General features: G+C 47.5%; 16 protein-coding genes. 9 read left to right on the forward strand and 7 right to left on the reverse strand.

Annotated features, from left to right (window positions below; genetic code table 11):
- Nucleotides 1–108 precede the first annotated feature (108 nt).
- Entirely contained in the window at nucleotides 109–2,115 is a 2,007-nt protein-coding gene (locus NIT79A3_RS14975; RefSeq protein ID WP_013966987.1) for a hybrid sensor histidine kinase/response regulator, read from the forward strand.
- Here the strand turns inward: NIT79A3_RS14975 and NIT79A3_RS14980 are convergent.
- Entirely contained in the window at nucleotides 2,043–2,789 is a 747-nt protein-coding gene (locus NIT79A3_RS14980; protein WP_013966988.1) for a response regulator transcription factor, read from the reverse strand. The genes NIT79A3_RS14975 and NIT79A3_RS14980 overlap by 73 nt on opposite strands.
- A gap of 171 nt (nucleotides 2,790–2,960) precedes the next feature.
- On the opposite strand from NIT79A3_RS14980, the gene NIT79A3_RS14985 reads away from it, so the two are divergent.
- A complete protein-coding gene (locus NIT79A3_RS14985) occupies nucleotides 2,961–4,367 on the forward strand; it encodes an outer membrane protein transport protein (RefSeq protein ID WP_013966989.1) in 1,407 nt (468 codons plus the stop codon).
- Nucleotides 4,368–4,460: 93 nt separating this feature from the next.
- Here NIT79A3_RS14985 and NIT79A3_RS14990 read toward each other — a convergent pair whose 3' ends face one another.
- Nucleotides 4,461–4,760, reverse strand: coding sequence for a LuxR C-terminal-related transcriptional regulator (locus NIT79A3_RS14990; protein ID WP_041360374.1), 300 nt, complete (start codon nucleotides 4,758–4,760; stop codon nucleotides 4,461–4,463).
- A 496-nt stretch (nucleotides 4,761–5,256) separates the two neighbouring features.
- On the opposite strand from NIT79A3_RS14990, the gene NIT79A3_RS14995 reads away from it, so the two are divergent.
- Complete coding sequence (locus tag NIT79A3_RS14995) at nucleotides 5,257–7,062, forward strand: hybrid sensor histidine kinase/response regulator (protein WP_013966990.1); 1,806 nt, start codon at nucleotides 5,257–5,259, stop codon at nucleotides 7,060–7,062.
- Here NIT79A3_RS14995 and NIT79A3_RS15000 read toward each other — a convergent pair.
- Together NIT79A3_RS15000 and glgB are read right to left on the reverse strand one after the other, a co-directional pair.
- The gene (locus NIT79A3_RS15000; RefSeq protein WP_013966991.1) at nucleotides 7,052–7,705 is read right to left on the reverse strand and encodes a response regulator transcription factor; all 654 of its coding nucleotides are present in this window, start codon (nucleotides 7,703–7,705) and stop codon (nucleotides 7,052–7,054) included. The two genes, NIT79A3_RS14995 and NIT79A3_RS15000, sit on opposite strands and share 11 nt — an antisense overlap.
- A gap of 324 nt (nucleotides 7,706–8,029) precedes the next feature.
- Nucleotides 8,030–10,234, reverse strand: coding sequence for a 1,4-alpha-glucan branching protein GlgB (glgB, locus tag NIT79A3_RS15010; protein WP_041361108.1), 2,205 nt, complete (start codon nucleotides 10,232–10,234; stop codon nucleotides 8,030–8,032).
- A 160-nt stretch (nucleotides 10,235–10,394) separates the two neighbouring features.
- On the opposite strand from glgB, the gene glgC reads away from it, so the two are divergent.
- The 5 genes from glgC (at nucleotide 10,395) to glgA (ending at nucleotide 18,771) form a co-directional block, all read left to right on the forward strand.
- Nucleotides 10,395–11,714, forward strand: coding sequence for a glucose-1-phosphate adenylyltransferase (gene glgC, locus NIT79A3_RS15015; RefSeq protein WP_013966993.1), 1,320 nt, complete (start codon nucleotides 10,395–10,397; stop codon nucleotides 11,712–11,714).
- Nucleotides 11,715–11,741: 27 nt separating this feature from the next.
- Entirely contained in the window at nucleotides 11,742–13,445 is a 1,704-nt protein-coding gene (locus tag NIT79A3_RS15020; protein WP_013966994.1) for a glycoside hydrolase family 57 protein, read from the forward strand.
- 89 nt (nucleotides 13,446–13,534) lie between these two features.
- The gene (locus NIT79A3_RS15025) at nucleotides 13,535–15,547 is read left to right on the forward strand and encodes an alpha-amylase/4-alpha-glucanotransferase domain-containing protein (protein ID WP_013966995.1); all 2,013 of its coding nucleotides are present in this window, start codon (nucleotides 13,535–13,537) and stop codon (nucleotides 15,545–15,547) included.
- A gap of 103 nt (nucleotides 15,548–15,650) precedes the next feature.
- Nucleotides 15,651–17,285, forward strand: coding sequence for a glucose-6-phosphate isomerase (gene pgi / locus NIT79A3_RS15030; protein ID WP_013966996.1), 1,635 nt, complete (start codon nucleotides 15,651–15,653; stop codon nucleotides 17,283–17,285).
- A gap of 10 nt (nucleotides 17,286–17,295) precedes the next feature.
- Nucleotides 17,296–18,771, forward strand: coding sequence for a glycogen synthase GlgA (gene glgA, locus NIT79A3_RS15035; protein WP_013966997.1), 1,476 nt, complete (start codon nucleotides 17,296–17,298; stop codon nucleotides 18,769–18,771).
- Between the two features lie 49 nt (nucleotides 18,772–18,820).
- On the opposite strand, the gene NIT79A3_RS15040 is transcribed toward glgA, so the two are convergent.
- The 3 genes from NIT79A3_RS15040 to NIT79A3_RS15050 form a co-directional block, all read right to left on the reverse strand.
- A complete protein-coding gene (locus NIT79A3_RS15040) occupies nucleotides 18,821–20,236 on the reverse strand; it encodes a dihydrolipoyl dehydrogenase (RefSeq protein ID WP_013966998.1) in 1,416 nt (471 codons plus the stop codon).
- A 51-nt stretch (nucleotides 20,237–20,287) separates the two neighbouring features.
- Nucleotides 20,288–20,698 (reverse strand): low affinity iron permease family protein, encoded by a 411-nt coding sequence (locus tag NIT79A3_RS15045; protein ID WP_013966999.1) that lies wholly within the window; start codon nucleotides 20,696–20,698, stop codon nucleotides 20,288–20,290.
- 62 nt (nucleotides 20,699–20,760) lie between these two features.
- On the reverse strand, nucleotides 20,761–20,982 hold the full coding sequence (locus NIT79A3_RS15050; RefSeq protein WP_348225642.1) for a hypothetical protein: 222 nt from the start codon (nucleotides 20,980–20,982) through the stop codon (nucleotides 20,761–20,763).
- Nucleotides 20,983–21,297: 315 nt separating this feature from the next.
- On the opposite strand from NIT79A3_RS15050, the gene NIT79A3_RS18890 reads away from it, so the two are divergent.
- A complete protein-coding gene (locus NIT79A3_RS18890) occupies nucleotides 21,298–21,528 on the forward strand; it encodes a hypothetical protein (RefSeq protein WP_156797104.1) in 231 nt (76 codons plus the stop codon).
- The last annotated feature ends 127 nt before the right edge of the window (nucleotides 21,529–21,655 follow it).

Genomic DNA, 21,655 nt, shown 5'->3' on the forward strand with positions numbered 1-21,655 from the left:
CAGCAATACGTTATGTTTCAGCTTGCTGATTCAATTATGGCGAGAGCACCGGCTGATTAATAGACCACAGTCGTAGCACTACAACTGTAGTAGTTTAAGAGGCAAATCATGCACAAATTTATTTTTCCGGAGTGGCTTCAGAAAATTGCTGCTGCAGTGTTGGAAACACTGATTCCTCCTCAACCTTTCCCGCCGGCACAAGAGCAGGAATTTCGCACAGCGCACGCTAAACGGTTTCTTCCACACCGCCGTGCCACCTTGCTGATCACCCTTCTCACCTGGTCTATTTTTGCTTATTGGGATTGGATTAGTTATGAAGCCCAAACATGGATTTATACTACGCAGATGTTTGCAACCATTATGGCTATTCGCTTGGCTGGCGCCATTATGCTTGGAATCTGCCTTGTAATGTTCTGGACACGTGACATACATAATGAGAAAGTGGCAACAGCTCTAGGTATAGGCACATCCACGTTTTGCTGCTTCGGGATCATTGCCATGTTTTTCATCGCCCCAACCCCTGTCAACTACCAGTTCTATTTTTTCGGCTTGATTCTAGCCGTCACTTTTACTTTTGGATTACTGTATATCTTTGCTAGGCCGCTGATCATACAGGCAGTGGTAATAGCTTGCTCCCTCATTCTGATCAATCAGTTACATCCTGCTTTTGAGGCCGACTTTACCTTTGCCGTGTTTTTTTATTACTTCTGTTTCTGTTTCTTTGGGGTGAGTCATGCGGTTCGTTTCGAGGTGAGTGAGCGCGAACGCTTCATACGGGAACAAGCACTGGAAGAGCAACGTCAGATTGCCAATCAGGAAAGACACCTGGCAACTGCAGCCAGTGCTCGGGCAGAGCAAGAAGCTGAGAATGCGCGGCTTGAACGTAAACGCAGCGTTGAAACTATGACGGCGGCTGCGCAGCAGCGCGAAATATTCATCAACCTACTCAAGCGTAAAACGGAAGAACGCCAACGCTTTATTCGAGCAGCCTATCATGACACCATGCAGCCTCTGGCTGCAATCGGCGCACAGGCCGTGATGATGAAAATGGATCCCAATCTGAGATCCAATCTCTCGGCAACTGAAGCATTAAACGAAATCGGACGATCCGGGCGGGACATCGGAGACAGTATGCGTGGCATCTATGACCTGTTTCAGTGGGATGTGTACAAGGAAAAGCTGGAAGTTGTTTCGATGAAAAAGCTATTAATGGAGATCGAGAAACGCTTCGCCGAATCTGCAAAATTAGCGAATCTTCAGTTTCGTGTTCATCAGTCGAGAACAAATGAATTGTATGGAAGAAGTGACTCAGCCATGCTCAAACGCGTGATTGAAAATCTGGTTTCCAATGCTCTCAAATACACGGAGAAAGGCGGCATCGTAGTGGGTACAGTAGCGCTTCACCACACACTGCGGATAGATATATGGGACACGGGCATTGGTATCGCACCCGAACAGCGCTCAAAAATATTCGAGGAATTCTATCAAGTGGATGAACAAGCGCCGGGAATCGGCCTTGGCCTACCCATCGTTCGCTTATTGGTTGAGCGTCTACCAGGACACAAGATAAGCTTTAGCTCCCAAGTAAATCGTGGTTCACATTTCTCGATTGATTTACCTAAATCTGATGCGCCTGCCCAATATGATGACGAACACTTACTGAATGTAAGCATACCCGCAGTTTCTCTGGCCGGAGCTTACGTGATCATCGTCGAGAACAATAAGAGCTTACTAAACGGGCTACGAGCATTGTTTGAATCTATCAACTGCATTGTACGCACAGCCACCAATCTAAAAGATTTCAACAAGCTAGTTGAAAATGCTCCTGATCGAGCACCGGATGTGGTCATCTCGGACTATCGGTTACGTAACAATCAGACTGGAGCCGAGGTTGCTAAACTCATTGAAGAACACTTTGATTGGACTGCCGTACCCATCGTCTTCTATTCGGCGGATTTTAATATTCCCAAAGAGTTACTTGCCAAGCCGCTTCGGTACACCGAACGTAAAGGAATCGCACTGGACTCCCTCATTACCAAAGTTCAGGAAGCCGTTTTAGCCGGGCGCTCCGCCCGCGTCCGGGAAGAAGAAGAAGAAATAATTCCCAGCAGTTGACCCGTCTTGGCAAAATGGCATTGCAGGCCGTACAAGTCGATTACGCCGAACTGATTGTACAATTTCGACAAATAGCGTCGAGTATTCGTAGGATTGATCTCTAATATTTTGGCCACTTTCCAGGGTGCGTTGCCCTGCATAGCAAGCCGCAACACATCAAACTCCCGTTCAGTGATATCCAAGTCAGCCGCAGTAATTGGCCGTGGTGGATCAGACAATAACGAATCAATACTGGGTTGGTCTATAGATTGCCCGATTTCCGTCATCTCGGATGGAAGCCACACACCACCGCCTATCGCACGTTGAATAGCTTCCAGCATAACTTCCAGAGAAGATGTCTTAGGAACAAATGAAACAGCTCCGGCCCTCAAGATCCGCTCCACAGCGCCTTTGCTGAGAAATTCCCCGGTCATTACGATAACAGGCGCTGACTTTTCCAGATCGCAAACTGCTTTAAGTAGATTCAATCCAACCTCACCACTACTTGCGCCCCCTACTTCTTGTGGAAGTTTCAGGTCAAGGAAAATCAAGTCCAGTTTCTCATCCCGAGCAAGCTGAAATCCCTCCTTGGCATCGGCTGCTTCAAAAATCTCCGCCTCTTTGTGCACCTGCAAAATCAGATTTCTTATTCCTGCACAAACCAAGCTGTGATCGTCGATAAGCAAAACTCGCATTCTAAATTCCTTCTCGCAAATAAGATAACGCCACTTTGCAGGTAACGATTTACCAAACTAGGTGCCCTTTTGTCAGTAAAACAAAGGGTACTGCCATAATTTTCTTTAAACATAAATGGAGATTACTGATTTTACCCTAAATGCACTACAATTAATAATACATTCAATTGGTTGGTTGTACTTAATGAAAATACGGAGAGAGAAATCATTCAATCATATGGAATTGTAGCCGCTTCTTCTCGTCGAGGTATCTGCTGCCTAATAAGCTATAGTTTATTTTATTTTTCAGCTCCGGCATTAGGCGCAGGTATTGCTTTGATGGAGCAAAGTGTTAAGGAATTGGGTCAGGCATTTTCTGGCGCACCAACTAATATCGAAGACGGCAGTATGGTTTTCTTTAATCCTGCGGCGATGAGCCAAGTCCGAGGCAAATTGGTAACTGTATCGGGATACATCATTGCGCCATCCAATCCCTTCCAAAATAGTTCCTCGCATTTAAGTCCGGTGCTTGGAGGCGCCCCTCTAACCGGAGGCAATGGAGGAGGACCAATAAATCCAGCTTTTATTCCAAACTTTTATTACGTTCAGGAACTAGCGAACCGGTTTACATTCGGCCTTGGCGTAAATGCTCCATTTGCTGCGCGAACTAGCTACCATCCCGATTGGAAAGGGCGTTATCAGGCCATAGACTCAGAAATAGTTACCTTAAACTTCAACCCATCCTTATCGTTCAAGGTAACGGAAAAATTTTCGCTTGGCGCCGGCTTCAATGTCCAGTACCTGCAATCCAAATTAACGAATGCTGTCGATTTAGGAGCAGCTTGTCTTCAAGCTCTGAGGGATCCTATATCTTGCGCTAGCCAGGGGCTCTTGCCGCAAGCAGCAGACGGACATGCCGCGCTCAAAGGTAATAGTGTAGGGTTTGGGTACAATTTCGGTGCATTTTATGCACCTACTCAAGATACCCGTCTGGGCGTCAGTTATCGATCCAGAGTTGCACATGAAGTGCACAGCAACGCGAATTTTTCTGTGCCTGACAACGCCATTGTGCTGACTCAAAGTAATTCTTTCGTCGATACCCATTCTCGTACTTCCGTTACATTACCTGACACTGTTTTGTTTGGTTTTTCCCACCGTCTTAATCATCGCTGGGCTATTTCCGCAGATGCGCTGTGGACACATTGGAGTCTTATACGGGAGCTCAGAACAGATTTCGCATCCGCACAACGTGACGATGTTCTAGATTTAAAATGGCGGGATACATGGCAATATGCTTTTGGTATCAATTATTTTTCAGAAACTAATAAATGGATTCTTAGAACTGGGTTTGCTTATGACCAAACACCCGTTCCAAGTTCACAGCTTAGATCACCACGAATCCCTGATAGTAGTCGTTATTGGCTGACCGTTGGTCTCACTTATTTAGTTCTAAAAAATATCAGTATCCATGCTGCTTATGCACATTTGTTTATGAATGATGCTTCCATCAACAAAACAGGCTCAAGTGCTGATTTTCTAGTAGGGCAATATTCTGAGCAATACAATATCGGCGGCCTGCAAATGGATTGGCGTTTTTGATTTAATTAAGCTTTGCGGATTTTCATGTTCCCTAGGAGTTGTTTTCCAAGATACGCCAAATATAAGGAAGTCACACACTGAATTCTCTCATTATTAAGGTTCAGGAAACTCTCCTAGCCGTCGCTCTACACGCGCACGGGAAGAAGAAATAATTCCCAGTAACTGACCCGTTTTAGCGAAGTGATATTGCAGGCCATACAAGTCAATCACTCCGAATTGATTGTACAATTTGGATAAGTAACGTCGGGTATTCGTAGGATTGATCTCCAATATCTTGGCCACTTTCCACGGTGCGTTGCCCTGCATCGCAAGCCGCAACACATCAAACTCCCGCTCTGTGATATTCAAGTCAGCCGCAGAAATTGGTTGTGGCTGATCAATATCTGTGATCATTTTCCAATCCTCCTGTCCTATTTATTACATAAATCAGAAACTAGAAAGCTCTTAAGTGGTTTCTTCTTTTATGATGCAGTTATGATGTGATCAAGAAAAATTCACCAATCCAGTTTTTACCTACACAAATAAAAGTATCCTGAGATATCTTTAGTCGAGAGTATGATGAGATTCATTCATTTCATAAATATCCCATGCGGCCTGGGCCATAAGTGCTAAACAATTTATTTCATTAGGCTTCTTGACTTATAGTCCTATAAAAAATCAGTGCTGATATAGTTTCATTTATCGTACTGATCAAATGACCTAGACCCCAAGCCCATAAAAGCACTACAAAAGGCCAGATTTGGCCAAAAGACATAGGCCGTATGGCCTGTTGTGCTATACCGGCTACACGCTTAATCTGAAACTTAATTAATAATAGCAAAGCTAAGTCAGTTAGCGCTTTGCGAGTAAGATAAAATCTGACTTCATTCGTAATTGATGGGAATTAACGATGAACAACACCAAGCAAAGATTTCAAGATGAAATTGAAGTGGAACGGATGTGGGTTTCAACCCAACAAGCAGGGTATTCGTTTTTCTGCATGTTACCTGTCACTGCCTTACTTGTTTTTGGGCTTTGGGATGTTGCTTCACATAGACAACTCATACTCTGGTTTATTTTATGGGCTGCGGTAAGTTTTATATTTTGGATGGTACTGCGGTTTTACCATACACATAAGAAAACGCTTAGCGCGAATCTCGGGCAATTTAAGCGCATCTTACTTTTAGTAACAGCCTTTTTTGGATTGGTTTGGGCAATGGCTATAGTTTGGTTCTTGGTGCCTTCTCAACCAGTCAATGTACTCACCATTAGCTTTGCCTTAATTATTCACGTAGTGGGCGTCATGTTAACAGCATTTTATTATTTGCCTGCAGTGATTATCGCTTCATTCCCACCTGCAATATTATTGATAAGTCTTCTTTTTCTACAGGGCGGAGATTCCTTCATTGCACCCGCTCTCATACTTTCATTATTGACTGTCTATGGTGTTACTACTAGCTTTAGGCTATCCGGAATACTTGATCATGCTTTGTACTTGAATTTTGAGAATGCTGCATTGCGTCGCGAAGCCGATGAAAAATCGGATTTGTTGAAAATAGCGCTGGAAGAATCCAAACAGGCCAATGCAGCCAAGACCCGTTTTTTGGCATCTGCCAGCCATGACTTACGCCAGCCAATTCATGCTTTAGGATTGTTCTTTGCGGAATTATCTGATCGAGTATATAGCCCGGAAACAGCTTTGGTGATAGGGCAAGTGGAAGATTCGATCACTGCCATTAATTCTATGCTGAATGCTTTACTCGACGTCTCTAAACTGGATGCCGGGGTCGTCAAGCCTAATATTGAACCATTTATTTTAGGGAAGCTGTTCATCCGCTTACAAGGGGAATTTAAGCAGATCGCACTGGAAAACCACAATGCATTGCACTTTCGTCAAACAACTGCAAAAGTAAATACTGATCCCGCCATGTTGGAACAAATGCTGCGTAACTTGATAGGAAACGCTTTACGCTACACTAAGAATGGGCGCATTTTGGTGGCTGCCCGTCCGCGCGGAGAAAACATTGAAATTCAGGTGTGGGACACTGGCTCAGGCATTCCTGACAATCAGCTTGATGAAATCTTTATGGAATTTCATCAATTGCATAATCCGGCACGGGATCGGCGACAAGGATTAGGGTTGGGGCTAGCAATTGTTAAAAGATTGGGTAATCTTTTAAATCACGATATCAAGGTAGTTTCACGCCTAGGTCATGGTTCTTGTTTTTCAATCATCTTGCCTTTGGCTCACGACACAGCGAACAATTTTCCTGAGCGGCAGATTACCAAAAATTATCTTTCCAACCACTCATTAGCAGGCCGCTCTATCTTAGTAGTGGACGATGATATCGCAGTCCAGGATGGTATGAAAGGATTGCTAACCCGCTGGGGAAGTCAGGTGACGACGGCTTCATCCCCTGATGAGCTGATGGAAAAACTGATTTCAAGTGAGCAAAAGTTTGAGTTACTGATTATTGATTACCGATTGCAAGAAAATATCTCTGGAATAGAGGTAGCAAGAAATCTCCAAGCCAACTTGGGATACCCAATTGCTGTATTAATCATCACTGGTGATACAGGCCCGGAACGATTACGTGAGGCCGATGCGAGTGGTTATCCTCTATTACACAAGCCGGTAGAACCTGCCAAACTGCGAAGCACTTTGCAATATCTTTTAATGAAATCGAATGCAGATAATAAATTGTTCAAGGCGTAGGAAACCAACCACGGCGCGTAGCTTCCGCCACTGCCTGCGTCCGGTTAAGTGCACCCAACACTCTCAGGATAGCAGCTACATGCTGCTTTACAGTTCCTTCTGCCATATTCAATGATTTAGCGATCGATTTATTCGGCAATCCTTGCGCCATAAGATCAAGAACTTCAATTTGGCGAGCTGTTAATAATAAACTCTGAGGTAGGTTTTTATCGTCGGTAGCTACCAAAGATTGCTCTGATTCGTGTAATTTACTCAATAACTTGGGTGGAATATAGACATCGCCCTGTAATACAAGGCGTAGCGCGGTCAACATTTCATGACTACTGCATGATTTAGGAATATAACCAACTGCTCCATTATCTAAAGCCAGCTTAACATGTTGAGGAGCTTCCGAGCCTGATAGCACTACAATTGGAATTGTAGGAGCTAAGTCCCGCAAACTGGGTAAGGCAGTCAACCCGTCAATACCGGGCAAATCTATATCTAGCAAGACTAAGTCAAGGTTACGGGTGTGGGTGATTAGTTGTCTTGCTTCTTCAATATTAGCCGCTTCAAGCACGATGACTTGTGAGTCCAGCTGGTGAAGCACATGAATAAGTGCTTCTCTAAACAGGGTATGATCGTCAACAAGCAAAACATGCATCGATTAGACACTCCCTGATTGTAATTCGTCTCGTAATTAAAGTATTAAAAATAATAGTAGCGACTTTTTTAAAAGAACGGTAGTGTTAAAGGAAAATACGCACCTCACTGGTTCATACAGCAATGTATCTGCGGGCTTAAAACTGATTGACAAAATCAATGGCGTCAGGTTACAGATCTTTGCATGTCGCCTAATAGAGATGCCCGTATACTCCGGGTCTTTTTGGTTTATCGCGGACGGCAAGAAATTGAGCATCACCAGAATCGGCTACAAAAAACAATACCCTGGCTTGCCGATTCCACCCGACAAGCTAGAGGCAGCCCATTAAACTTCAGTATCGGATAATTTTTGTAAAGAAAAAACAACTCCCGCCAACGGCGGCAACGTAATCGCAATCGAGTCAGAAAATCCCATCCAGGGCATCGGTACGCTGGCAATATTGCCTAAATTGCCGAGGTTGCTGCCACCGTAATAAGTGGAATCGCTGTTAAAGATTTCCCGGTAAATACCGCTGGCGGGAACACCGATACGATAAGCGCTGCGCGGAACCGGGGTGAAATTGAGAATCACCAATACAAATGTGCCGTCTTTGGCACGCCGCAGGTAGCTGATGACGGATTGATCGGCGTCCTGGCAGTCGATCCAGCTAAAACCTTCGGCAGCAAAATCGAGTTGATGCAAGGCGGGGGTGTTTTTATAACATTGATTCAAATCACGCAATGCAGCCTGAATTCCGGCGTGCTGTTGTTGTTGCAGCAAGGGCCAATCCAGCTCATGGCTCACGCGCCATTCCTGTTTCTGGGCAAATTCATTGCCCATGAAATTGAGCTTTTTGCCCGGCCAAGTCGTCTGGAAGACAAACAACAGGCGTACATTGGCAAATTTTTGCCAGGCATCGCCGGGCATTTTGTTGAAGAGAGAGCCTTTTCCATGCACCACTTCATCATGTGAGAACGGCAATACAAAGTTTTCCGTATACGCATACAGTTGGCTGAACGTCAGCTTATCGTGGTGATAGCGCCGGTGGACGGGGTCTTGTTGCATATAGGACAGCGTGTCGTGCATCCAGCCCATATTCCATTTCATCGAAAACCCCAGCCCGCCGAGATAGGTTGGGCGCGATACGGCCGGCCAAGCGGTGGATTCCTCCGCCAGGGTCAACGCGCCGGGAAACTCCTCGTGCACCATAATATTCAGCTCGCGCAGAAAATCGATCGCTTCCAGATTCTCCCTGCCGCCATATTTATTCGGCAGCCATTCGCCTTCTTTGCGCGAGTAATCCAGATACAGCATGGAAGCCACTGCGTCGACACGCAAGCCGTCCAGATGAAATTCGGATAGCCAGTAATGCGCGCTGGATATCAGGAATGATTTGACCTCGTTGCGGCCATAATTAAAGATATAAGTACCCCAATCCTGGTGAAATCCAAGGCGCGGGTCTTCATGTTCATACAATGCCGTGCCGTCAAAGCGTGCCAGCGCAAAAGTATCTTGCGGGAAATGCGCGGGCACCCAATCAAGGATTACACCGATATTTGCCTGGTGGCAGGCATCGACAAAAAACCGGAAATCATCGGGTGAACCGTAGCGGCTGGTGACCGCAAAATAGCCGGTGGTTTGGTAGCCCCACGATTCATCCAGCGGATGCTCTGAAACGGGCATCAATTCGATATGGGTATAGCCCATTTCCTGCACATAAGGCAACAGGTGCTGCGCCAATTCCCGGTAAGTGTAAAAACGGCCATCCGGATGCCGCTTCCACGATCCGGCGTGAATCTCAAGAATATTTAATGGCGCATGCAGCCAATCCCAATTATTGCGCTTCGCTATCCACGCTGCATCGCACCAGTCATAGGCACTTGTGGCAGGCGTCCGTGCCGCCGTGTTGGGACGGAGTTCATAGCGATTAGCATAAGGATCCGTCTTGAGAACAATTTCCCCGCTATCGCGATTGCGGATCTCATATTTGTAGAGTGAATCCGGCAACAGTCCCGGAATAAACAGCTCCCAGACACCGCTGGCGTGGTGTACCGCCATCGGATGAATGCGCCCATCCCAGCGATTAAAATCACCGACTACGCTGACACGCCCGGCGTTCGGTGCCCATACCGAAAAGCGCATGCCGTCCACATCGGCATTCCTGACCCGCTGCGCGCCGAGCATCCGGTAAGCCTGCCGCAACTTACCTTCATTGAACAGATACAAATCATGATCGGAAATTTGCAGTGGAAAAGCATACGGATCATACGTTTCATAGACGGTATGCTTTGCCCCTTTTTCTTCGATCCGCAACCGATACGGCATATCAGGCGGTGATTCCCCGCGCCACTCGAAAACCCCATGCGGATGAATACGTTGCATCGGCTCAAAACCGATGGCTGTCTTGATCCACACATTCACGTCATAGGGACGGAATACGCGCACCAAAGTTTGTCCGTGCTCTTTGTGCAGCCCAAGATACGCAAATGGATCGTGTAGCTGAGCCTTCAGCAATGCGTTCTGCAATGAATTGGTTTTATGCAAGGTGATCACATTTTATAGATGGTTAACTGGTCTAGAATGAATTATAGCTTGCCTGCCACCTTATACTACTTATACCGCGATTAACAATTAAAATAATAGTAAGGTGTAAGAAAATGCCATAATGCGATACTATATATTGAGATGAATCGGGGAGGATTACATCGCTATGGATAATAACGAACGGATGCATGCGAACGAATCCCAGGCGGAGTGCACAACCAGCACACGCTTCCATAACAGTGTTACGTACAATACGCTCGCATTGATACTAGCGGGCGGGCGCGGCAGCCGCCTGCATCAATTAACGGATTGGCGCGCCAAACCAGCAGTCCCTTTTGGCGGGAAATTCCGTATTATTGATTTCCCGCTTTCAAATTGTGTTAATTCGGGTGTCCGGCGTATCGGCGTCGTTACGCAATACAAATCACAGAGCCTGATCCGTCATATACAACATGGCTGGAGCTTTCTTGACGGCCGCTTCAAAGAATTTGTCGAACTGCTACCCGCTCAGCAACGAACCGCCGAAGAAACATGGTACCAGGGCACAGCCGATGCGGTATTCCAGAACGTCGATATTTTGCAGCGTCACGATGCGAAGTATGTATTGATTCTGGGCGGCGATCACATTTACAAAATGGATTACAGCAAGTTGCTGGACGAACATATCGAAAAGGCAGCGGATATGACGGTGGCTTGTCTTGAAGTTCCAGTAGAGGAAGCCAGTTCTTTTGGCGTGATGGGTGTCAATGATGCATGGCAAGTGACCAGTTTTGCTGAAAAACCAGACAATCCCGTACCGATACCGGGTCAGCCCGAAAAAGCGCTGGTGAGCATGGGGATTTATGTTTTTAATGCAGCATTTCTCTATGACCAATTAGTTCGTGACCATAACGCAGATCATTCGTCGCATGACTTTGGTAAAGATATCATCCCGTATTTGGTGCCTCGTTATCGCGTTTTTGCGCACCGGTTCCTGAACAGTTGCGTGAATATGGCTTCGGGAATACCTTATTGGCGCGATGTGGGCACGGTGGATGCTTATTGGGAAGCCAATTTAGACCTCATTTCCGTAACGCCGCAGCTCAATCTGTACGATGAAGATTGGCCGATCTGGACGCATCAGGAACAATTGCCTCCCGCCAAATTCGTTTTCGATGATGAAGATCGCCGTGGTCAGGCGCTGGATTCTTCCGTATCGGGAGGCTGTATCATCAGCGGAGCGACGGTTCGCCGTTCTTTACTGTTTTCCAACGTAAAAGTCCGCAGCTATAGCACTGTGGAGGATTCGGTCATACTACCCAATGTCGAAATTGGCCGGCATGCGCGTTTGCGGCGCGTGGTAGTCGAAAAACAGTGCGTCATCCCGGAAGGATTGGTAGCGGGATATGACGTAAAAGCGGATCGCAAACGATTTTATGTGACTGAAAAAGGCATCACATTGATTACACCGGAAATGCTGGGGCAGCAAATCCATAAAGTACGCTAATGACAAAAATCACATGATTATTATTAAATGAAGCAATTAAACCTTGTCTTGTTGTGGCACATGCATCAACCGGATTACCGGGATTATGTAACCAAAGAATTCGTCCTGCCTTGGGTGTATCTGCATGCCATCAAGGATTATACCGATATGGCTTACCACCTGGAGATGCATCCACAAACCAAAGCGGTTATCAATTTTGTACCGGTACTGCTGGATCAATTGGAAGATTTCACTGAACAATTTTCCACAAAACAGATGCGCAGCCCTTTGCTGCGTCTATTAGCCGCCCCCGAACTCGAGCACATCACCATGCAGGATCGGCTATATGTGTTCGACAGTTGCTTTCTCAGCAATCACGAAACGATGCTCAAGCCTTATCCGGCTTACAAACGACTGCATGAGCTCTACACTATTCTGAACAAGCGCGGTGAACGGGAATTAACTTATTTTTCCGGGCAATATCTGGCCGATCTGCTGGTGTGGTATCACTTGGCATGGATGGGCGAAAGTGTGCGCCGGAATAACGAGTTCGTGATGAAACTGATGGCGAAAAGCGAAGGATTCACCCATGCGGATCGGTTGCAGTTGTTCAACCTGATCGGGGAGCTGATTCAGAAATTGATTCCGCGCTACCGCAAACTCGCTGAATCCGGTCAAATTGAATTATCCACCACACCGCATTATCATCCGCTCGCCCCGCTGATGATTGATTTTTCTTCCGCCCGGGACAGTCAACCCGATGTTACCTTACCGGCGCATACTATTTACCCCGGCGGGCGCGGCCGCGTCGCGTTTCATCTGTCCTCGGCAATCGCCAGTCACACGCAGCGTTTTAATGAAAAACCCACCGGTATCTGGCCTGCTGAAGGCGCCGTATCAACCGCATTATTGAAAATCCTGGCAGAACAAAATTGTCAGTGGAGCGCCAGTGGTGAAGGTGTTTTGGTGAATAGCCTGCGCGCCGCTTATCCGGATACCCCGTTGCCGGATCGCAATAGTTATTTATATCACCCCTACCGGATAGCCGGAGAGACAGAACAAATCACGTGTTTTTTTCGTGATGATCAATTATCCGATCTGATTGGTTTTGAATATTCCAGATGGTTTGGACGTGATGCGGCAGAAAATTTCATACAATCTCTGGAACATATCTACCATAACACACCCGCTGAGGAGAATCCGGTTGTCAGTGTCATCCTGGATGGAGAAAATGCCTGGGAATCTTATCCTTACAATGGATTTTATTTTCTTGATGATCTTTACAGTTTACTCGACAACCACCCGTTTATTCGCACCACAACTTATCGTGATTATGTCGCCAGCGCTGAAAACAGGGATAAGATTATGACATTACCGACGCTGGCTGCCGGAAGTTGGGTATATGGAACGTTTTCCACCTGGATTGGCGACAAGGAAAAGAATTATGCCTGGGATATGCTATGTGCAGCCAAACATAGTTTTGATCTGGTGATGCAAAGCGGCCGGCTGACCGATGAAGAAAAAGTCCTAGCCAGCCGGCAATTGGCATCATGCGAAAGCTCCGACTGGTTCTGGTGGTTTGGTGATTACAATCCAGCACATTCGGTAGCCAGTTTTGATCAGTTGTTCAGGAAAAATCTGATTAATCTTTATCTTTTGCTAAAACTGCCGGCACCCGCTACAGTACTTGAACCCATTAGCAAAGGTGATGTACAAACTGAAGCAAGCGGCACCATGCGGCGATCTTCATAATACCCGATTGATTTCAAACTGCATTGCGCAGTGACTGAAATTGGGTCTTCGATTGCCCAGGTTTTTAAAACGATTACCGGAAAAATTGAATGTCACAACCTGTATCGCTACTTTTTGGTGTCCATGCGCATCAACCCGTTGGCAATTTCCCCAGCGTGCTGACTGACGCTCACTTGCGTTGTTACAAACCCTTTCTACAAGTACTTTATCGCTATCCGGATTTTCGTTTTGCAGTCCATTTCTCTGGTTGGTTGCTCGATTACCTGATGCAACATTATCCCGAAGATATGGAGCTACTTCATGAAATGGTTCTGCGGAAACAAGTCGAGTTGTTCGGCGCAGGCGATACTGAACCGGTTCTGGCGGTTATTCCGAATCGTGACCGGATCGGACAAATTGAAACCTTCTCCAACAAACTGGCGGCAAAGTTAGGGCAACGCCCGCAAGGCGCCTGGCTGACAGAACGCGTGTGGGAATCAACCGTAGTCCCGGCGCTCGCGGACTGCGGAATCCGTTATGTGATTGTCGATGACTACCATTTTCTCTGTGCTGGCAAGGCGCCTGAAGAATTAAACGGTTATTTCACCACCGAGGAAGATACGCGGACACTTGATTTGTTCCCGATTTCTGAGATTTTACGCTATAAAATCCCCTTTTCACCCGTTGAGGAAACGATCGCTTATCTGGAATCATTGGCAGATAACCATTCGTTAAATACCAGCGCCGCGGCGATTTATTTTGATGACATTGAGAAATTTGGCATCTGGCCGGAAACCTACCAGTGGGTCTATGAAAAAGGCTGGCTTGAGCAATTTATCCAAGGCGTGCTCGCATCAACAAAAATTCGCACCCGGCACTACAGCGAATACCATGCCAGTGAAAAAACGCGAGGTATTATCTATCTGCCCACAGTATCCTATATTGAAATGAATGAATGGACGCTGCCTGCCCAATCTGCCAACACCTACGCAGATCTGGTACAGCAGGCCAAAGCAAGTGGCTGGTATGAACACAAAAAAGCATTTCTACGCGGCGGTATCTGGAAAAATTTCTTTTCACGTTACCCTGAATCGAATTGGATGCATAAGCGTATGTTAGGGCTTTCTGCGCGATTAAACGCACTGCCGGAAAAACATCGTACGGATCTGATGCAGCAGAAACTCTACGAATCTCAAGCCAATGATGCCTATTGGCATGGTTTGTTCGGTGGTTTGTATCTTCCGCATCTGCGGCGCGCCGTGTACGGCGCGCTCGTTGAACTGGAAGCATTACTGGATGCCTGCATGCCACGTCCAGTGTCTTTAACCGAAGACACCGATCTGGATGGCGTGAAAGAAGCTTATCACCAGAATGGCATACTGCAGGCAGTTGTGAAACTGGATAGTTTCGCCAGTATTTGTGAGCTGGATGCTTACCGGCTGAAACATAACTTTGGCGATACACTGCGCTGCCAGATCGAGCACTATTACCAGAAAATTCAACCGGGTGAGCGTCAAGCATCCGACCACGCCGTCACAGGCATTGCTTCGGCGCACGACAGAATCAGCTATAAACACGAAATCAATGCAGAAGATACCGAAGCGGACGACCACCCCCGAAGTTTGTTCGTAGATCGTCTCGATGGCGCGTTCATCACCTATCGATCCAAAGCTTCAGCACTTGAGAATAGCCATTTTCAATCCGAGAATACCGCGTATCCGATTCACAAGCACATCCTGCTTGACAATAATCAGCTACAAGTCGCCTATCGTTTCACCGCCAAAATGGCGCAGGTGTTCAGTACCGAAATTAATCTCGCGATGCCAAGCTGCGACGGAATGGGCGGGCGTTACATTTACCGGGGAGAAATTCCCGGCGGTTTCGGTCAAGTGCTCGAGCTGTCTGGTTTGACTGAAATAACACTGGACGATGATACGTTAGGCGGCAGTGTCGTACTCAGAACTTCTTCTCCTGTCACGTTTTCTGCACAACCGCATTTTTCGGTATCACAATCCGAGAGCGGATTTGAGAAAATCATGCAGGCAACCACTCTCTTATTGGAATGGCCGATCACAGCGCTAGAATTGGTTATCACGCTGGAGATCAATGCAAGGAAAATGTAACCCGTGCACAGTGTAAAATTAATCCCCTTCGGTTACCCGCTTTAACAAGCGGCCTATGGCGCAATCAATACGATTCATAATCCTCAGCGATTAAAACAAACTTATGTCATCTCTTACTCAATCACCTGCTTGGCTTGCCTTGCAAGCACATCAACCTGTCATGTTGCAGCAACACTTGCGTGCGTTATTTCAAAATGATCCGCAGCGCTTTGAAAAATTCTCGCTCAGTTTCAATGATATTCTGATCGATTTCGCGAAACAGCCAATCACTCGTGAAACGGTGGACTTACTGCTGGCGCTGGCACATCAGCAACAACTGCCAAGCTGGATTACGCGCATGTTCTCGGGAGAGAAGATCAATTCAACGGAACACCGTGCCGCACTGCATATTGCGCTACGTGGCGAACAACCCATTGAAGTGGATGGCGTAGCGATCATGCCTGAGATTAAGCGGGTATTGAAACAGATGGAGTGCTTTTCAGGCGCCATACACAGTGGCACACGCAGAGGCTATACCGGAAAAATTTTTACCGATATCGTTAATATTGGCATCGGTGGTTCGGATCTTGGCCCGGTGATGGTGACCGAAGCGCTCAAACCCTATCAATTAAACGGTATCACACCACACTTTGTCTCAAACATTGATGGCGCGCAGCTATCCGAAACGTTGCGGCATCTTGATCCAGCCACAACATTATTTGTGATTGCCTCGAAAACATTCACCACACAAGAAACGCTCACCAATGCAAATTCTGCGCGAAAATGGTTTCTGACTCATGGCGGCAGTGAAAAAGATATCGCTCTTCACTTTGTCGCAGTTTCCACCAATCGTTCCGCCGTGGAGAAATTCGGTATTAATCCGGACAACATGTTTGAGTTCTGGGATTGGGTGGGTGGACGCTATTCATTATGGTCAGCGATTGGCTTACCGATTGCTTTGGCTGTCGGCATGGACAATTTTTATTCGTTGCTTGCGGGCGCACGTGAAATGGATCAGCATTTTGCCACAGCCCCGTTAGCAGAAAATCTCCCAGTCATGCTGGGTTTGATGGGTATCTGGCAAATTAATTTTTTTGGTACGTCAGCGCATGCAGTGCTGCCGTACGATCAGTCCATGCACCGTTTCCCCGCCTATTTACAACAACTGGAAATGGAGAGTAATGGCAAGCGCATTACCCGTGACGGAGAAACCGTCGATTATGCGACCGGATCAATCGTTTGGGGCGAACCGGGAACCAACGGCCAACATGCTTTCTACCAGCTATTGCATCAAGGGACACAAACTGTTCCGGCTGATTTCCTGGCTCCTTGCCAAAGCCATTATCCGCTGGCGCAACATCACCGCATATTATTGGCCAATTTCTTTGCCCAGACTGAGGCATTGATGGCTGGTAAGAATGAACAGGAAGTGCGTGCTGAATTGGCATCACAAGGGTTAAGCGGTGAATCCCTGGAACAGCTATTGCCGCATAAAGTTTTCCCCGGAAATCGTCCGACCACTTCCATTTTGTTCAAAAAACTCGACCCTAAAACATTGGGCGCGCTCATTGCACTGTACGAGCATAAAATTTTTGTGCAAAGCGTGATCTGGAACATCAATCCATTTGACCAATGGGGCGTGGAACTGGGCAAACAACTGGCCGGAAAAATCCTGACCGAATTGGAGCAAGAAGCCCCAGTGGCTTCGCATGATGCTTCCACTAACGGCTTGATCAATTATTTCAAAGCAAATCAGTAAACATACCTCCATGCTGTCATCCCAAGAACTCCGCGTTCTGTTTATTACTTCTGAGGTTTTTCCTTTGTGCAAAACCGGCGGCCTGGGCGATGTCAGCGCCGCACTGCCGGCGGCGCTACGGTCGCTGCAAAACGATGTAAGGCTTTTGCTACCGGGCTACCCGAAAGTTTTGGCCGGTGTTAAATACAAATCCAAAGTGGCCGACTTCAATACTTTGCCACAATTTCCGCCCGCCACATTGTTCTCAGCGCGGTTATCGCTGAGCAAATCTGAAAACATTCCGGTTTTTGTGATTGACTGCCCGGGGTTATATCAGCGCGAAGGCGGCCCTTATATGGATACGCTGGGGCGCGACTGGCCGGATAATGCATTACGTTTTGGTTTGTTGTCGAAAATTGGCGCGATTCTGTCCAGTGACGCCAGTCCGCTTGCCTGGCGCCCGCATATCGCGCATTGCAATGATTGGCAAAGCGGCCTCACCCCCGCTTATCTGCATTATCATTCCGGGAAAAAAGCGGCCACGCTGATGACGATCCACAACCTCGCATTTCAAGGTATCTTTCCACCCGGCAGTGTCGTCCAACTGGGATTGCCTGCGGAGAGTTTTGACATCAATGGTATTGAATATTATGCCAACATGTCATTTCTCAAAGCAGGACTTTATTATGCCGACCATATCACTACAGTCAGTCCCAATTATGCCGAGGAAATTCAAACCGAACCATTGGGTTTTGGTCTGCAAGGATTACTAGCAACACGCCGCCGCCATCTCACCGGCATTATCAATGGCATCGATACACGGGAATGGGATCCTGCGACAGATCCCCATTTGGTGCAAAACTACACCAGCAAGAAATTATCCGACAAAGCCGCGAATAAAAGCGCTTTACAACAGCAGATGGGGTTAGCAGTTGATGCCGATATCCCATTATTCGGTGTAGTCAGCCGTTTGAATCACCAGAAAGGCACCGATCTGCTGATACAGATCGCATCCCAACTGGTAAAAATACCCGCCCAACTGGTTGTACTCGGCAGCGATCATGCTGAGCTGGAACACCAATTATCCACATTGACTCAAGCTTACCCCGATGCAATAGCTGTCCGTATCGGTTTTAATGAAGCCTTATCGCATTTGGTTGAAGCAGGCGCAGATTGTTTCCTGATGCCATCCCGATTTGAACCGTGCGGTTTGAATCAAATGTATAGCCAGCATTACGGCACGCCGCCAATAGTCCACGCCACTGGCGGTCTGTTAGACACGGTGGTGGATTACACACCGGCAAAGCTTGCCGACGGAAGTGCCAGCGGCTTTTTATTTTACCCAATGACCGCCGACAATCTGCTGAGCACGATAAAACGTGCATCTCTCGCTTATCACAATAAAAAAGTCTGGCAGCGCTTGCAGAAAAACGGCATGGCAAAAGATTTCAGTTGGCACGCCAGCGCAGCGGCTTACCGGGAAATCTATTTGTCGTTGTTACCCTGACCTGATTAATCGCAAAAATGCCATCACTGCATGCTTCACAAGATAGCTATCAATCAAGAGCTTCCGTATTAAAAGCGCCGCACATGGACAGATCGGATTGGTTGACGGCAGGAAGCTGCACTGCCAAAGCACGCAGTGCCGTACGCAAGCCTTCTTCCAGAACCGGATGATAAAACGGCAGGCGCAGCAACTGCTGCACTGTGAGCGAGCGATCGATAGCCAGCGCCAGCAGATGTGCCATATGTTCGCCGGCAGGTGCGCACATTTCCGCACCCAATAACTGGCCGCTTAGCGCATCGGCATAAAGACGCTGAATACCCTTGTTCCGCTGGCCGGCACGCGCGCGCCCCTGGCGGTCAAAATGTACTTCTCCAACCAGAATCTTTGCAGGGTCAAGTGCCTGAAAGCGACTGCCTACAACTGCGATGTTTGGGTCAGCAAAAACGATGGCCAGTGGTGTCCGGCGTGTAAAACAAATTGAATTAGGGCGCGTGGCATTAAGCCCAGCGATGTATCCTTCATCGGCAGCTTCATGCAGCAGCGGCGCTTGGTCATTCGCGTCACCCGCCATGAATACCGGCAGATTGGCCACTTGCATGGTACCTGGATTCACAGGCGGCATGCCGTGTTCATCGAGCGGAACGCCCAATGTCTCGAGACCCAGATTGTCGATATTCGGGCGACGCCCCAACGCAGCAAGCACACAATCGACCATCACATCTGTCTTTCCGGCACGTACTTGTACGCCCTCGCCCACCCTGCTCAACTCGGCTTTTTCACCCAGATGCAAAGAAAATTCGCTTCCTAACAGATCTGTCGTCACTGCAATCACCTGCGGGTCTGTTAATCCGGCGATCGCTTGGCTACCGCCAAATGCCACCACCTGAATACCAAGCCGTGAAAGCGCCTGTGCCATCTCGGCACCGATAGGCCCCATTCCTAGTACTGCCATGCGTGCGGGCAGAGTCTCTTGCTCAAACAAAGTATCCGTCGTAAGCAGCCGATCCCCCAATGCATTCCAGGGCGCAGGTACAATCGGACGCGATCCGGTGGCAATAATAATTTTGTGCGCACGCAATTCCTCACCATTGACTTCCAATCTATCCGGCGCAAGCAGATGCACATGTCCGGAAATGGCACGTTCGCCCAGTTCTTCTGTCGTTTTTACTGTGCTGGCAACAAAATCATCACGCAATCGCCGCACACGCCGCAGCACAGCAGGAATATCAAGCATGAGCTGATCCCCGCCGCGAATACCGAATTCTTCAAAGGTACCGCGACGATGAAAGGCATTCGCCGCTTCGATCAATGCTTTGGATGGCATACAGCCCACCCGCGCACAGACAGTCCCCCAGGGTCCATCATTGATAATCACAAAGCGTTGCGTGTATTTTCTTACCTCCCGCAATGCGGCCAGGCCTGCGCTACCCGCTCCGACGATAATCACATCCAATATCTCATTCATAGCAATTTCCTCCGATGATGACGGCAATTCAGTACTGTGCCCGTTTGTAATCTATGGTTCCGGTGTTCCTGTATCTTGATTTCCCATATTCAAATCAGTACGTGCTCCAGCGGCAAGTGCCTGGTATTTTGCTTTGAAAGCATCGAGATTTTCTTCTTCAAGTTCCTCCAAATCTAGCAAGGCATTGTGCGCACCTTGAGTTGCACGGATCAACTCATCCAGCTTTACCTGAATCGCTTCCGTATCGCGATTTTGTGTATTTTGAATCAAGAATACCATCAAGAACGTAACGATCGTTGTCCCCGTGTTGATGACCAACTGCCAGGTGTCACTGAAACCAAACATTGGGCCTGTGATGATCCAGACAACAATAACAGCGACAGCCAAAGTGAACACACGCGGACGGCCGCAGAAATGGGCTGCCGCCTTTGCAAACTGGGAGTACCAAACAGCGCTGCGCATACGATATTTCTCCTTCGGCTCTTAGCCGGCACTGGAAGATCAGTGTACATCTTTGTAGAGAGCTACGTCTCTGATTTGGCATTCAATTCTGGTTCATTCTTGCTCGCACCTCGAATGTTCAGAAATGCCAATGCGACCTGCAAGACAACGAGTGCATGCGCATGGGCATTCCATCCCCAGACTAACCAAAGGAAGTTGCTGAATAGAGAACACCAGAAACCGAACTTACGCCTGCGTTTGTCTTGAGAGGCAATCAGCCATGCGGCAATTATTGTAACGATCATTGCAGGCCACTGGAGCTGATGCAGATAATCCATCGTGCAGACTAAACACGATATCGAAACTGGAAGTTACCGTTGGATTTCATTCCTCAATTCAGCCTAATAAGGCTTGGCGGCAGCCATTTTTCGGCAGCTCTCCGCGCATTCTCGGCAGGCCTTGACGCAATCTTCCATACCACCGATCTCCTCGCAGCTCTTGGCGCAGGCGTCGCATATCTCGGCACAGACTGCACAAACCTTCTGGTGAAAGGCCGAGCCGCTTAACATGAAGTTAGCCGATGCCTGACAGATTTCTGCGCAGTTGATCATGAGTTGAAAATGACTCGCTTCGACGTGTTTGCCGCCTACTACAAGACAATGAGTCATCGCGGTATGCAAGCAGGTTTGATGACAGTGACTACACGCATCTATGCACGTCTGCATGTTGATATCGTTCATGTTATATTCTCCAGTAAGGTGATGTACGAAGCGACTTGCATTCTATGCAGCTTGCTTGAAAGAAAAAGCTACAGACATAAATTGCAATTACGCAAAAGATACGGGGGGTGAAAAGAAGCGTCTGTACGCTATCGCACTTTGAGATATCACTCAAAATTATGCTAATATCTGGACTGTCAAACGATTCTCTTAAAAGATCAACGATTTCCAGACGAATTGACGATGCAGGTCAAGGCCG

Source organism: Nitrosomonas sp. Is79A3 (assembly GCF_000219585.1).
GTDB lineage: Bacteria > Pseudomonadota > Gammaproteobacteria > Burkholderiales > Nitrosomonadaceae > Nitrosomonas.